The organism is Nonomuraea sp. NPDC003709 (assembly GCF_040610775.1).
In the GTDB taxonomy this organism is placed as follows: Bacteria; Actinomycetota; Actinomycetes; order Streptosporangiales; family Streptosporangiaceae; genus Nonomuraea; species Nonomuraea angiospora_A.
Map to the genome: position 1 here is coordinate 116,531 of NZ_JBEXMW010000024.1, position 13,475 is coordinate 130,005.

Annotated in this window: 12 protein-coding genes; 7 read left to right on the top strand and 5 right to left on the bottom strand. The window is 71.2% G+C overall.

Annotated elements, in window-relative coordinates; translation table 11 throughout:
• The first annotated feature begins 12 nt into the window (after window positions 1–12).
• The 3 genes from ABZX61_RS50365 (at window position 13) to ABZX61_RS50375 (ending at window position 3,875) form a co-directional block, all read left to right on the top strand.
• On the top strand, window positions 13–2,217 hold the full coding sequence (locus ABZX61_RS50365; protein WP_355206311.1) for a molybdopterin cofactor-binding domain-containing protein: 2,205 nt from the start codon (window positions 13–15) through the stop codon (window positions 2,215–2,217).
• Window positions 2,201–2,434: an EF-hand domain-containing protein gene (locus ABZX61_RS50370; RefSeq protein WP_355206314.1), complete on the top strand. Its 234-nt coding sequence runs from the start codon at window positions 2,201–2,203 to the stop codon at window positions 2,432–2,434. The genes ABZX61_RS50365 and ABZX61_RS50370 overlap by 17 nt, the downstream gene beginning before the upstream one ends.
• Before the next feature lie 61 nt (window positions 2,435–2,495).
• A complete protein-coding gene (locus tag ABZX61_RS50375) occupies window positions 2,496–3,875 on the top strand; it encodes an NCS2 family permease (RefSeq protein ID WP_355206317.1) in 1,380 nt (459 codons plus the stop codon).
• On the opposite strand, the gene ABZX61_RS50380 is transcribed toward ABZX61_RS50375, so the two are convergent.
• Window positions 3,872–4,813 carry an excalibur calcium-binding domain-containing protein gene (locus tag ABZX61_RS50380; RefSeq protein WP_355206320.1) on the bottom strand — a complete coding sequence of 314 codons (942 nt, stop codon included), beginning with the start codon at window positions 4,811–4,813 and terminating at the stop codon, window positions 3,872–3,874. The genes ABZX61_RS50375 and ABZX61_RS50380 overlap by 4 nt on opposite strands.
• 148 nt (window positions 4,814–4,961) lie before the next feature.
• Between ABZX61_RS50380 and ald the strand changes: the two genes are divergently transcribed.
• Together ald and ABZX61_RS50390 are read left to right on the top strand one after the other, a co-directional pair.
• Window positions 4,962–6,077 (top strand): alanine dehydrogenase, encoded by a 1,116-nt coding sequence (gene ald, locus ABZX61_RS50385; protein ID WP_355206323.1) that lies wholly within the window; start codon window positions 4,962–4,964, stop codon window positions 6,075–6,077.
• A gap of 73 nt (window positions 6,078–6,150) precedes the next feature.
• Window positions 6,151–6,654, top strand: a complete 504-nt coding sequence (locus tag ABZX61_RS50390; RefSeq protein ID WP_355206326.1) for an EF-hand domain-containing protein — start codon at window positions 6,151–6,153, stop codon at window positions 6,652–6,654.
• Between the two features lie 135 nt (window positions 6,655–6,789).
• Here ABZX61_RS50390 and ABZX61_RS50395 read toward each other — a convergent pair whose 3' ends face one another.
• Entirely contained in the window at window positions 6,790–7,503 is a 714-nt protein-coding gene (locus ABZX61_RS50395; RefSeq protein ID WP_355206328.1) for a DUF3105 domain-containing protein, read from the bottom strand.
• 128 nt (window positions 7,504–7,631) lie between these two features.
• Here ABZX61_RS50395 and ABZX61_RS50400 point away from each other — a divergent pair, with 128 nt between their 5' ends.
• Both ABZX61_RS50400 and ABZX61_RS50405 read left to right on the top strand, forming a co-directional pair.
• Window positions 7,632–8,267, top strand: coding sequence for a DUF305 domain-containing protein (locus tag ABZX61_RS50400; protein WP_355206331.1), 636 nt, complete (start codon window positions 7,632–7,634; stop codon window positions 8,265–8,267).
• 8 nt (window positions 8,268–8,275) lie between these two features.
• A complete protein-coding gene (locus ABZX61_RS50405; RefSeq protein ID WP_355206334.1) occupies window positions 8,276–9,697 on the top strand; it encodes an NAD(P)/FAD-dependent oxidoreductase in 1,422 nt (473 codons plus the stop codon).
• Window positions 9,698–9,718: 21 nt separating this feature from the next.
• Here the strand turns inward: ABZX61_RS50405 and ABZX61_RS50410 are convergent, their stop codons facing one another.
• Genes ABZX61_RS50410 through ABZX61_RS50420 form a run of 3 tightly spaced genes read right to left on the bottom strand, consistent with a single transcriptional unit; the run spans window position 9,719 to window position 13,466 of the window.
• The gene (locus ABZX61_RS50410) at window positions 9,719–10,768 is read right to left on the bottom strand and encodes a low specificity L-threonine aldolase (RefSeq protein WP_355206336.1); all 1,050 of its coding nucleotides are present in this window, start codon (window positions 10,766–10,768) and stop codon (window positions 9,719–9,721) included.
• Window positions 10,765–11,394, bottom strand: a complete 630-nt coding sequence (locus tag ABZX61_RS50415; protein ID WP_350728684.1) for an SDR family NAD(P)-dependent oxidoreductase — start codon at window positions 11,392–11,394, stop codon at window positions 10,765–10,767. Before ABZX61_RS50415 ends, ABZX61_RS50410 begins: the two co-directional genes overlap by 4 nt.
• Window positions 11,391–13,466: a DUF6421 family protein gene (locus ABZX61_RS50420; protein WP_355206340.1), complete on the bottom strand. Its 2,076-nt coding sequence runs from the start codon at window positions 13,464–13,466 to the stop codon at window positions 11,391–11,393. Before ABZX61_RS50420 ends, ABZX61_RS50415 begins: the two co-directional genes overlap by 4 nt.
• Between the last annotated feature and the right edge of the window lie 9 nt (window positions 13,467–13,475).

Below are 13,475 nucleotides of genomic sequence, written 5' to 3' on the forward strand. Positions count from 1 at the left end.
TCTACTCGGAAGATGACGGAGACCGCGTACACGACCCTGCACGGCGCGGGGGTCGGTGAGAGCGCGCGGCGGCCCGACGCGACGCTGAAGGTGACCGGCGAGTTCGCCTACGCCTCCGACCTGTGGCTGGACGGCATGGTGTGGGGCGCGACGCTGCGCAGCCCGCACCCGTCGGCCTGGATCCGGTCGATCGACGTGGGGCCCGCGCTGAAGATCCCGGGCGTGCTGACCGTGCTGACGCACGAGGATGTGCCGGGCGAGAAGTTCTACGGGCTCGACCACAAGGACCAGCCGGTGCTGGCCATCGACCAGGTCCGCTTCCAGGGCGAGCCGGTGGCGGTGGTCGCCGCCGACCACCCCGAGACCGCGCGCAGGGCGGCGGCGGCCATCGTGGTCGAGTACGAGGTGCGCGAGGCCGTGACCGACCCCCGCCGGTCCCGGCGTTTCGTGCGGCACCAGCCGGTGCGGCGGGGCGACACGTTCGAGGCCGAGGTCGTGGTCACCGGCGAGTACGAGGTCGGCATGCAGGACCAGGCCTTCCTCGGCCCCGAGTCCGGCCTGGCGGTCCCGGCCGAGGACGGCGGCGTCGACCTCTTCATCGCCACCCAGTGGCTGCACGTGGACCGCGACCAGCTCGCCCCCTGCCTCGGCCTGCCCCCGGACAAGGTGCGCCTGACGCTGTCCGGCGTCGGCGGCGCGTTCGGCGCCCGCGAGGACCTGTCGATGCAGGTGCACGCGTGCATGCTGGCGCTGCGGCTGAACCGGCCCGTGAAGATCGTGTACGGCCGGGAGGAGTCGTTCTTCGGCCACGTGCACCGCCACCCGGCCCGGATGCGCTACGAGCACGGCGCGACCCGCGACGGCAAGCTGGTCTACGTCAAGGCCGACATCCTGCTGGACGGCGGCGCGTACTGCTCCTCCTCCCCCGCCGTGGTCGGCAACGCCGCGTCGCTGGGCGTGGGGCCGTACGAGGTGGAGAACGTGCAGATAGACGCCACCGGCGTCTACACCAACAACCCGCCGTGCGGCGCGATGCGCGGCTTCGGCGCGGTCCAGGCGTGCTACGCGTACGAGTCGCAGATGGACCGGCTGGCCGAGGCGTGCGGCCTGTCTCCCGTGGAGATCCGCGTGCGCAACGCCGTCTCCCAGGGCTCCCACCTCATCACCGGCCAGGTGATCGACTCCCCGGCACCGCTCGCCGAGATGCTGCGCGACCTCGAGACGATGCCACTGCCGGCGGAACCCCTCAGCGACCTGCGGTCGATGCCCGGCGGCGTGTCCCAGACCACGCACGGCGAGTCGGTGCGCCGCGGCATCGGCTACGGCGTCGGCATCAAGAACATCTGCTTCTCCGAGGGCTTCGACGACTACTCCACGGCCAGGGTCCGCGCCGAACTGGTGGGCGGTGAGCCGCACGTCACCGTGCACACGGCCGCCGCCGAGGTGGGCCAGGGCCTGGTGACGATCCAGGCCCAGATCGCCCGCACCGAGCTGGGTATCGCGAACGTGACCGTGGCCACCGCCGACACCTCCGTCGGCTCGGCCGGCTCGTCGTCGGCCTCGCGCCAGTCGTACGTCACGGGCGGGGCGGTGCGGGCCGCCTGCGAGGCGGTGCGCAAGCGCTTCAACGGGCTGCCGCCGGAGGAGGCGCTGGAGAAGTTCGGGCCGATCGAGGAGACGCGCGAGTACCGGCACCGCCCCACGTACCCGATGGACCCGATCACCGGGCAGGGCGACTCCCACACCCAGCTCGCCCTGTGCGTGCACCGGGCCGTCGTGGACGTGGACGTGGAGCTGGGCCTGGTCAAGGTGGTCGAGCTGGCCGCCGTCCAGGACGTGGGCCGCATCCTGAACCCGCAGGCCCTCGAGGGCCAGATCCAGGGCGGGTCCGCGCAGGGGCTCGGGCTGGCGCTCATGGAGGAGATCCAGATTCGCGACGGCCGGGTGCTGAACCCGTCGTTCACGGACTACCTCATCCCCACGATCCTCGACATGCCGCCGATGCAGATGAAGATCCTGGAAAATGCGGATCCGGCGGCGCCGTACGGGTTGCGCGGCGCGGGCGAGCCCCCGACGCTCTCCTCCACCCCCGCCGTCGCCGCCGCCGTGCGGGCCGCGACCGGGCTGCGGTTGACTCGGGTTCCGATTAGGCCAGAAGATATCGCGTTGTTTGATGACGGATCGACAATGGGGGTATCCGATGGCAAGCGCTCGTGAAGCGGCCGAGGCGGAGTTCCGGCGCTTTGACACCGACGGCGACGGCCTGCTGACGGCCGACGAGATCCGCCGGGCCAATGAGGCGCTGGGCGGGCAGGGCGCGTCCGAGAGCGAGATCGAGGCGTTCATCAAGTCGGCCGACAACGACGGCGACGGGACGATCGGGCTGGAGGAGTTCGTGGGGCTCGTGGGTCACGGGCGCCACGAGAAGGCGTGATCTCCTCACCCGCCGGGTAGCTATGCGCCATCCCCCTTGATCATGCGAAGGGGGATGGCGGGTGCTCGACCGTTTCTTCGAGCTCACCGGGCGGGGGACGACCGTCGGCCGCGAGGTGCGTGGCGGGGTCACCACGTTCGTGGCCATGGCCTACATCATCCTGCTCAACCCGATCATCCTGGCCGGCGCCACGGACGTCACGGGCGCCCGGCTCTCCATCGCCCAGCTCACCACCTCCACCGCGCTCGCCGCGGCCGTCTCCACGCTGCTGATGGCCTTCGTCGGCAACGCGCCCTTCGGCCTGGCCGCCGGGCTCGGCCTCAACGCGGTGGTCGCCTACCAGGCCGCGCCGCACATGACGTGGGCCCAGGCCATGGGCCTGGTGGTGCTGGAGGGCTTCGTCATCATCGTGCTGGCCGTGACGGGCCTGCGCACGCTGATCATGAACGCCATCCCGCTCGCGCTCAAACACGCCATCAGCGTGGGCATCGGGCTGTTCATCGCCCTGATCGGGCTGGTGGACTCCGGGTTCGTGACGCGGGGCACCGGCACGCCCGTGCAGCTCGGCGCGACGGGCCACCTCGTCGGCTGGCCGGTCGTCGTGTTCTGCTTCGGCCTGCTCCTGATGATCGTCCTGTTCGTACGCAGGACCCCGGCCGCGATCCTGATCAGCATCGTCGTGACGGCGGCCCTGGCCATCCTGGTCAACTCGGTCGCCAAGGTCCCGCCCCGGTCGTGGGGCGTGGTCACGCCGCACGTGCCGGAGCGCCTGGTCGCGGCGCCGGACTTCGGGCTGGTGGGCGCGTTCGACCTGTTCGGCGGGTTCGGCAGGGCGGGGGCGCTGACGGCGGCCGTGGTGCTGTTCACGCTGGTGCTGTCGGGCTTCTTCGACGCGATGGGCACGATCATCGGCGTGAGCGACGAGGCCGGGATGGTGGACGAGCGGGGCCAGGTGCCCCGGCTGGGCCGCATCCTGACCGTGGACGGCGTGGCGGGCATGATCGGCGGCTCGGTGAGCTCCTCGGCGAACACCGTCTTCGTTGAGTCCGCCGCGGGCGTCGGCGAGGGCGCGCGCACCGGTCTGGCCAGCGTGGCGACCGGCGCGCTGCTGGGGCTGACGCTGCTGTTCACGCCGCTGGCCTCGGTGGTGCCCGCCGCCGCTGCCGCGCCCGCGCTGGTGCTGGTCGGGGCGCTGATGATGATGCAGAGCAGGAACGTGCCCTGGGACGAGCTGGACGTGGCCATCCCGGCGTTCCTGACGATCGCGTTCATGCCGTTCACCTATTCGATCACGAACGGGGTGGGCGCCGGCGTGATCGCCTACACCCTCGTCAAGGCCGCCAGAGGGCGCTTCTCCGAGATCCCGTGGCTGCTCTGGATCGTCTCGCTGATCTTCGTGGCCTACTTCGCGATCGACGGGCTGGAGGAGCTGTTCGGTTAGCGCATGTCGCCGCTGTTGCAGGCCACGCCGTTGCCGTCGACGTCCACGTACCAGGAGTATTCCTCGTGGGTGCCCTTGGAGTAGGGGCCGTCCCCGGCGGCCACGGCCTCCTTGCAGCTGGCGTAGCGCTTGTCGGGGGTGCGCCGCGGGCCCGACGCGGGGCCCGTGGCGGGGCCCGTGGCGGCGGGGTTGGTGCCCGGGGTGGTGGCGGTGCCGGGGGTGGTGTTCTGCTGGCCCGGAGGGTTGTTCTGCTGGCCGGGAGGGGTCTGGTTGTTCTGGGGCGGGGTGCCGCCGGGCTGCTGCGGCTGCGAGGCGGGGTCCGTGGGCTGCGTGGACGCGCCCGGCGTGGTGCCCAGCAGGCGGGTCACCAGCGCGTCGGCCTCCTGCTTCTCGAAGCCCGAGATGCTCATGCTGTCGCCGTCCATGTACTGGGTGACGACGGGCGCCGCCAGCACGACCTTGGGCGCGTCAGGCTGCGCGGGGGCCAGCACGATGGCCACCTGCCGCTGGTCGGGCACCAGCTCGTCGATGAGCTGCACCAGGCGCTCCCTGAACCGCGGGGCGATCGCGATGCGCACGGAGTATTGGCCGTCCTTCTCGCGCACCGGCTCGATCCGCTGCACGGCGTCGACGGTGACGCCGTCCTCCAGGAAGTAGCAGTTCTTCTGCTCCTGGTCGAGCACGGCCTCCGCGCCGGGGCACGGCGCGGTCTTGGCCTCCCGTACGGGGGCGAAGTGGATGGGCACGGCCAGTTGCTGCGCCGGCGCGGCACCCAGGAGCGGTGTGTCGGGATTTTTGGTCATCAGGACGGCGATCGAGCCGACCACTCCCGCGACCAGCACGACGAGCACGAGCGAGACGATCAGCAAGATGGTGGTGGCCTTGCTGGCCTTCGGCTCCCCGGGGTCCGCGGGCGGCGGCTCTTCCGGCTTGTCCATCTATGGCGATCCCATCCTGACGTTCGGACTGCCGGTGAGCCTATCGAGGTACGGCGGCACCGGGGTAATCAGCCCGATAATCCTCACCTATTCGGGGGAGAGAGGAAGAATGGAGGCGTAAGCGCACAAGAGCGAGAAGAGTTCGGCCATGAAAGTCGGTGTTCCGCAAGAGCTCAAGAACAGCGAATATCGGGTGGCCCTTACCCCGGCCGGAGTGCACGAGTTCGTGCGCCACGGGCATCGGGTCTTCGTGGAACAGGGGGCGGGCGTCGGCTCCGCGATCCCCGACGACGACTTCGCCGCGGCGGGGGCCGTCATGGTCCCGGACGCCGACGAGGTCTGGGCGGCCGCCGACATGGTCATGAAGGTGAAGGAGCCGGTGCCGGAGGAGTACCACCGGCTGCGCAAGGGGCAGGTGCTGTTCACGTACCTGCACCTGGCCGCGTCCAGGCCCTGCACGCAGGCCCTGCTCGACTCCGGCAGCACCGCCGTCGCCTACGAGACCGTCCAGACGGCCGACCGGGCGCTGCCGCTGCTCGCGCCCATGTCCGAGGTGGCGGGCAGGCTGGCGCCGCAGGTGGGCGCGTACCACCTGATGCGCTCGGGAGGCGGCAGGGGCGTGCTGATAGGGGGCGTCTCCGGCGTGCGCGCGGCGCAGGTCGTGGTCATCGGAGCCGGCGTGTCCGGCATGAACGCCGCCGCCATCGCCCTCGGCATGCAGGCCGAGGTGCTGCTGCTCGACAACAACATCGACAAGCTGCGCCAGGCCGACCTGATCTACCAGGGCCACTGCCAGACCGTCGCCTCCAACACCCTGGAGATCGAGCAGGCGGTGACGGAGGCCGACCTGGTCATCGGCGCGGTGCTGGTGCCCGGCGCCAAGGCGCCGACGCTGGTGAGCAACGACCTCGTGAGCCGGATGAAGCCGGGCTCGGTGCTGGTGGACATCGCGATCGACCAGGGCGGCTGCTTCGAGGACTCCCGGCCGACCACGCACGAGCGGCCCACGTACCGGGTGCACGACTCGATCTTCTACTGCGTGGCCAACATGCCCGGCGCGGTGCCGCACACCTCGACGTTCGCGCTGACGAACGTGACGCTGCCGTACGCGCTGGCCATCGCCGACCTGGGCTGGAAGCGGGCCATGCGCGAGGACCCGGCGCTCGCGCTGGGCCTGAGCACCTACGACGGCCACCTGACCAGCCGCCCGGTGGCCGAGGCGCACGGTCTGGAGTGGACGCCCGTCGAACACGCTCTTTCGTGAGCCTTCTGTCCATCACATCCGGTGCGAGTTACGCTAAGTAGCGTTAGACTACTTAGAGTAACTGATCGGAGTCATGATGGCGCAGAAGAGCAGCTTCCGCGAGAGCGCGGAGCGCAACTTCAAGGACTTGGACGCCGACGGCGACGGCTTCCTGACCCGATACGACTACCTGTCGCTGGCCCAGCGGCGGCTGGAGCAGACCGGCGTGCGCGCGGACTCGCCCGAGGCCGAGGCGGTCGTCAACGCGTTCCTCAACGCCTGGGACACCCACGCCCGGGCCCTCGACACCAACCGCGACGGGCGGATCAGCAAGGAGGAGTACGTCACGTCCTTCGAGTCGCTGGTACGCACAGGCGCGCTCGAAGCCGTGCTCGCGCCGATCACCCGGGCCACCTTCGCCGTCGCGGACCGCGACGGCGACGGCTGGATCACCGTGGAGGATTTCCGCACCGTCTGGAACCGCGCGGACACCGACCTCGCCGCGGCCTTCTCCCGGGTGGACGCCGACGGTGACGGCCGCATCTCCTTCGAGGAGTACTCCCGCGCCCGTCAGGGCCTCCTCATCGACGGGGTGTGAGAGCCCCGTCACGGGCGTCGGCCGGAGTTCCCACACCCACGAGGGGGCGGCCACGCCGCCGAAGGGGCCACCCACCCGCCCCTCCGGCGTACCGCAGTTCCCGGCTCCGGCCGATGCCCACCGGCCCCGCGCGGGCTACTTCTGCGACTGGCCGGGCGTCGGCGAGATGGTCTCCATCGGCGGCTGCTGCTGGTTGGCCTTCGGCTCCGGCGGCAGCGGCGCCTGGTCGGCCGTCGTCGTGATGGCGTCCTCGCCGCCGCACGTGGCGCCGGGCTCCGGCGTGTCCTTACCGTTCTGGAACTTCTTGATGAACGCCGCCAGCTTCGGGTCGGCGGAGTCGTTCAGCTTGAGCTGGTGTCCCCACGACGACGCGACCACCGGCGCGGGCAGGTTGGGGTACGGGCTGACCAGCATGTAGTCCTGCTGGCCCGTGGACGACGCCACTTCCTTCAGCTTGTCGACCTGCGCCTTGGGCAGGTCGGGCCGGTAGGTGATCCAGACGGCCCCGTGCTCCATGGAGTGCACGGCGTGCTCACTGTGGATGGGCTTGTCGTAGACCGAGCACGCCTGCCAGTAGTTGTTGTGCTGGCCGCCCACCGGAGGGTTCTCCTTGTAGGTGACCGCGTTCCACACGTGCTGCCCGGCCTCGTACTTGTAACTGGCCACGGCGTCCAACGAGGTCTCCCTGGCCTGCTTGACCAGGTAGAAGCCGACCACGCCGACGAGCACCACGATGATCAGACCGCCCGTCCCCCACATGAGCAGCGCGGCGCGGCGTTGTTTGCGCTTCTGCTCGGCCCGCATCTTCGCAAGATGCTCGCGCCTCGCCTGCGCCTTCTCCTTCGTCATCGTTCCTCCATCGGCGTACCAACTCCGGTCACCCTATTGCCTCCCGGCGTATGCGGAGAATAAGGCGCTTATAAGCGTCCGATCACGACGCCATCGGTGGGTACGCTGGACGGGCCATGGAAAAGCCCGTGAGTAAACCCATCCTGATCGCCTGCGGCGTGCTCGTGCTCGCCGTGGCCGCATTCTTCCTGTTCGGCCGTGACGGCACGCCCGGCGACACCTCGGCCGAGGCCGGGTTCGCCCGCGACATGGCCACGCATCACGCCCAGGCCGTGGACATGTCGTTCATCGTCAGGGACAAGGGCCCGGCCAAGGAGATCAGAAACCTGGCCTTCGACATCATCAACACCCAGGCCAACCAGCGCGGCATGTTCCTGGGCTGGCTGCAGCAGTGGGGTCTCGACCAGGCAAGCGACCAGAAGCCGATGGCCTGGATGGCCGGCCACGGCCACGGCGGCACCGCGACGCCCGCCAACGGTGCCGCGCCCGGCTCCATGCCCGGCATGGCCACGCCGCAGGAGCTGACCCAGCTCAAGGAGGCGCAGGGCACGCAGGCCGAGGTGCTGTTCCTGCAGCTGATGATCCGCCACCACGAGGGGGGTGTGCAGATGGCCGAGGGGCTGCTCAAGCTGTCCACGCGCGCCGAGGTCGTCAGCATGGCGCAGAAGATCGTCCAGGGGCAGAGCGGCGAGATCAAGCTCATGACGGAGCTGCTCAAGCAGCGCGGCGCGCAGCCCTACCCGTCGATCCTCAAGCCCCAGTAAGGCCGGCCGTGGACGGGGACGCCGACGCGGTCGTGGTGGGCTCCGGGCCCAACGGGCTCGTCGCCGCCGTCACACTGGCCCGCGCCGGGCGCAGGGTGCTGCTGCTGGAGGCCGCCGACCGGTTCGGCGGCGGGCTGCGCTCCGGCGAGCTGACGCTGCCGGGGCGGGTACACGACCTGTGCGCGACGGTGATGGCGATGGCGGTGGCGTCTCCCGCGTTCCGGGCGCTGGACCTTCCGGGTGTGGAGTTCGCGCATCCTCCGGTGCCCGTGGCCCATCCGCTCGACGACCGTCCCGCCGTACTCGTGCACCGCGACGCCCACCGCACCGCCCAGGGCCTGGGCCGCGACGCGGGCGCCTGGCTGGCGACCGTGGGCGCGGCCGCCCGCGCCGGGCTCCCGCTGGTGGACCTGCTCCTCAAGCCGCTCGGCCCGTGGCGGGCCACGGGGCCGCGTACGTTCGCGCAGGCGGCCGGGTTCGGGCTCGCGGCGGCCCTGCCCGCCACGACGTTCGCCCGGCGGGCGTTCCGGACCGTGGAGGGGCGGGCGCTCATCGCGGGCATGGCCGCCCACTCCGTACGGGACCTGCGCGCGCCCATCACCGCCGGATACGGGCTGATGCTGGCGTCCCTGGCCCACCTGGCGGGCTGGCCGCTGGTGCGGGGCGGGTCGCAGGTGCTGGCCGACGCGCTGGTGGCCGAGCTCAGGTCGCTGGGCGGGGAGGCGGTCACCGGCCACCGCGTGCGCCGGCTGTCGGAGCTGTCCGCGCCGACGGTGGTGCTGGACGTCTCGCCCCGGCAGTTCCTCGCGATGGCGGACCTCCCGGCGGGCTACCGGCGGCGGCTGGCCCGCTTCCGCTACGGTCCCGGCGTCTTCAAGATGGACTGGGCCCTGGACGGGCCGGTGCCGTGGCGGGATCCGGCGGTGGCGGACGCGGGCACGGTGCACCTGGGCGGGACGCTGGAGGAGATCGCGCTGAGCGAGGCGGAGACGACCGCCGGCCGGCACTCGCCCCGGCCGTACGTGCTGGCGGTCCAGCCGTACGCGGCGGATCCGACGAGGGGCGGGCACACGTTCTGGGCCTATTGCCACGTGCCCGCCGGCTCGACCGTGGACATGACGGACGCCATCGAGACCCAGATCGAGCGGTACGCGCCCGGCTTCCGCGACCGCGTCCTGGCCCGCCACACGATGGGCCCGGCCGCGATGGAGGCCGCCAACCCCAACCTGGTGGGGGGCGACATCACCGGCGGCCTGACCAGCCTGGTCCAGTTCCTGCGCCGCCCCGTCTGGTCGCCGGCGCCGTGGCGCACCCCGCTGCCGGGCGTCTTCCTGTGCTCGGCCTCCACCCCACCCGGCCCGTCGGTACACGGGATGGGCGGCTGGCAGGCGGCCCGCCTCGCCCTGCGGACCACCCCCGCCAAGCCATAACGACCACCGGCGACGCAGGGGTCAGGGGTGCATCTCGTCGGTGAGGGCGGCGGCGAAGGCGTCCACGTCGGACTCCGTCGTGTCGAAGGCGCACATCCACCGCACCTCCCCCGTCGCCTCGTTCCACGTGTAGAACCGGAACCGCTTGGCCAGCCGCTCCGTCACGTCCCGGGGCAGGATCGCGAAGACCGCGTTCGCCTCCACCGGCCGGGTGAGCGTCACCCCCGGGATGCCGCTGACCGCCTCGGCCAGGCGCCGGCCCATGGCGTTGGCCTGGCGGGCGTTGCGCAGCCACAGGTCGCCCGACAGCAGCGCCTCGAACTGCGCCGACACGAAGCGCATCTTCGACGACAGCTGCATGAACGTCTTGCGGATGTAGTCGACCCCGCTGGCGGCGGCCGGGTTGAGGACGACGACGGCCTCGCCGTACAGCAGCCCGATCTTGGTGCCGCCGAAGGAGAGCACGTCCACCCCCACGTCCGTCGTGAGGGCCCGCAGCGGGACGTCGAGGGCGGCGGCGGCGTTGGTGAGGCGGGAGCCGTCGAGGTGGACGAGCAGCCCCAGGTCATGGGCGTGCGAGCAGATCGCCGCGATCTCGTCGGCCGTGTAGAGGGTGCCGAGCTCGGTGGTGTTGGAGATGGACACCACGCGCGGCTGCGCCCGGTGCACGTCGCCGAACCCCCACGCCTGCCGGTCGATCAGCTCCGGCGTGAGCTTGCCGTCGGGCGTGGGCACGGTGAGCAGCTTGATGCCGCCCGCCACCTCGGGCGCGCCGCCCTCGTCGGTGTGGATGTGGGCGCTTTCCGCGCAGATGACCGCCTCCCAGTGGGTGGTCATCGAACGGAGGGAGACGACGTTCGCGGCGGTGCCGTTGAAGACCGGCCAGGCCTGCGCCTGCTCGCCGAAGTGCCGCTTGAAGACCTCCGCCATGGCCTCGGTGTAGACGTCCTCGCCGTAGGCGGTCTGGTGGCCGCCGTTGGCGGCGGCGATGGCCTGGAGGATCTCGGGGTGTACCCCGGCGTAGTTGTCGCTGGCGAACGCCTTGAGCCGGGGGTCGTGCCGGGAAGTCACGCAGTAAGGTCCAATCGGGTGCCGTTGACCTCGGCGGCGGGGCGGTCGTAGAGGCCGCCGATGGCCTCCGCGAGGTCGTGTACGTCGGTGAAGCCGGCGAACTTCGCGGCGGGCTTCTCGGCCCGCATGGCGTCGTTCACCAGGGCCTTGACCACCAGGATGGTGGCCGCGCTGCCGGTGCCGGAGAGCGCGTCGGCGAGGGAGAGCGTCCACGCCTCCGCCGCCGCCTTGGCCGCCGCGTAGGCGGCGCCGCCGGCGGAGGGCCGCTCGGCCGCCTTGGCCGAGACGATCACGAAGCGGCCGTTGTCGCTGTCCCGCAGCAGCGGCTCGAAGGCCAGCGACACGTTCTGGAGCGTGCGGATCAACAGGTCGTGCAGGAGGTCCCAGTCGTCGAGGCTGGTCTCGGCGAACGAGCCGGCGCCGCGCCAGCCGCCGACCAGGTGCACCACGCCGTCCACGCGGCCGTGATCGCGCTCGATCCAGTCGGCCAGGCCCTGTACGGCGGTACGGTCGAGCAGGTCGACGTCCTCCTTGTCGACCCCGATCACCGTATGACCATTTTTCCGGAAATATTCGGAAACGGCCTCCCCTGTCGGCCCTCCAGCACCCGTAACCAGAATGATCATGCGCGAAGTCCCTTAGTCGATTCGACCACTTCGGCCAGCTTACGGCGCAGTGCCTCGTAGAACATGCTCAGGGGGAACTCGTCCGGCAGCACCGCGTCCACCTTGGCCTTCTGCTCCTCCGGCAGCGCCTGGACGCCCTTGGCCCAGACGGAGCCGGGATGCGGCGCCACGTATGCGCCCACCAGCTCGTACGCCGCCAGCCAGTGCGCCAGCTTGGACCGGTCGATGCTGTCGCGATACAGCTTCTCGACCTCGCCCCGCAGGTCGGCGACCCCGTCCGCGACCCGCTCCCAGTCGATCGTGAGCCGGTTGTCCGTCCAGCGCACGATGTCGTTGCGATGCAGGTACGCGAAGAGCAGCTGCCCGCCGAGCCCGTCGTAGTTCCGCACCCGCTCCCCGGTGATCGGGAACCTGAACAGCCGGTCGAACAGGATCGCCACCTGCACGTACCGCGCGTGCGGCACGCCCTGGGCCTCCAGCTTGACGGCCTCCCCGAACGCGGTCAGGTCGCAGCGCAGTTCCTCCAGCGAGTACAGCCAGTACGGCATCCGCTGCTTGATCATGAACGGGTCGAACGGCAGGTCTCCGTGGCTGTGGGTGCGGTCGTGGACCAGGTCCCAGAGCACGAACGTGTCCTGCGCGAGCCGCTGCGAGGCCAGCAGCCTGGCCGCGTCCGGCGGCAGGTCGAGCTTGAGCGTCTCGGCGGCGGCCTGCGACACCCGCCTGAACCTGGCGGCCTCGCGATCGGCGAAGATCCCGCCCCAGGTGAAGCGCGCCGGAGCCTGCCGCACCGCGACCGTCTCGGGGAAGAGCACGGCGGAGTGGGTGTCGTAGCCGGAGGTGAAGTCCTCGAACGCGATCGGCACGAACATCGGGTTGTCGTAGCCGCCCGCCTCCAGCCCGGCCAGCCAGTCCGGCCAGATCGTCCGGATCCAGACGGCCTCCAGGTTGCGGGCGGGGTTGCCGTTCTGGGTGTACATGGGGAAGACCACGACGTGCTCCAGCCCGTCCTCGCGCTGGGTGTCGGGGTGGAACAGGTCGAGCGAGTCGAGGAAGTCGGGCACGCCGAGGTCCTGCTCGGCCCACTTCGCCAGGTCAGCCTGGACGGCCTGGAGGTACGCGGCGTCATGCGGGAAATATGGCGATATTTCGCCCAGGCGCGCGCCGATCTCGGCCACCAGCGCCTTCGCCCGCTCCTTCTCCTCCGGCACCGAGCCGTCCTTGACCTGCAGCGGACGCAGCTCCTCGACGGCCGCCTTGAGCCGGGCGAACCCGGCCGCCTTGGCCTCGTCGCGCGACGCTGCGGCGTCGCCGGCGTCCGGGACGCGGGCGGCCCAGGTGACCACGTTCCCCCAGAGGCGCCGGTGGTCGTAGTCCTCGATGGAGTCGTCGCCGAAGAGGTCGGAGTCGGCGAACGCGACCACGCGCCCCTTGCCGTACCGGACGGCGGCGGCCAGCGGCGCGCCCGCCGGGTCGGCGGTCGGCGAGGTCGCGAACAGCACCTCGCCCTCGCCCTCGCCCTCACTCTCCATCGTGAGGACGCCGGTGCGGTAGAAGCAGGCCGTACGGATCCCGGCGAGCAGGCCGGAGGTGGTGGCGGGCTCGGCGAGCACCCAGGTGGCCACCTCCCGGTGCGCGTGCTTCGGGTCGCGCACGGTGGTGTGCGCCACGCCCACCCCGAACCGCCCGAGCAGCTCACGCAGGTTGTTGCCGTACTTGTCCTGCTCCTCCTCGGCCAGCACCACCAGCCCGCCGCCGTCGGCGACGAAGGACTCGATCGCGTCCAGCTCGGCGGCGGTGAAGACGGGGCTGCCCTGCCCGATGGTACGTTCCCACCGCTCTCCCGACGGGTGCGCGATCACCAGGACGTCCTGCTCGGCGAGCGTCTCGGGCGTGAGCGCGCCGGCCGTGTGGGCGCCGACCGTGTGCCCCAGGTGCCGGAGCAGCCCGGCCGCGCGGGCGTAGCTGTTGTCGTCGGGATGGGCGGGGTTGATGGCCTCGGCCACCTCGCGCCGAACGGTCCACGACTCGCTGTGAGCCTCGTCGAACAGCACCCGAGGGAACGCTTGCATGAAATATCT

Coding starts and splice junctions, on each gene's coding strand:
- ABZX61_RS50365 (WP_355206311.1), top strand. CDS start 13: ATGACGGAGACCGCGTACACGACCCTGCACGGCGCGGGGGTCGGTGAG.
- ABZX61_RS50370 (WP_355206314.1), top strand. CDS start 2,201: ATGGCAAGCGCTCGTGAAGCGGCCGAGGCGGAGTTCCGGCGCTTTGAC.
- ABZX61_RS50380 (WP_355206320.1), bottom strand. CDS start 4,813: ATGGACAAGCCGGAAGAGCCGCCGCCCGCGGACCCCGGGGAGCCGAAG.
- ald (WP_355206323.1), top strand. CDS start 4,962: ATGAAAGTCGGTGTTCCGCAAGAGCTCAAGAACAGCGAATATCGGGTG.
- ABZX61_RS50390 (WP_355206326.1), top strand. CDS start 6,151: ATGATGGCGCAGAAGAGCAGCTTCCGCGAGAGCGCGGAGCGCAACTTC.
- ABZX61_RS50395 (WP_355206328.1), bottom strand. CDS start 7,503: ATGACGAAGGAGAAGGCGCAGGCGAGGCGCGAGCATCTTGCGAAGATG.
- ABZX61_RS50415 (WP_350728684.1), bottom strand. CDS start 11,394: ATGATCATTCTGGTTACGGGTGCTGGAGGGCCGACAGGGGAGGCCGTT.
- ABZX61_RS50420 (WP_355206340.1), bottom strand. CDS start 13,466: ATGCAAGCGTTCCCTCGGGTGCTGTTCGACGAGGCTCACAGCGAGTCG.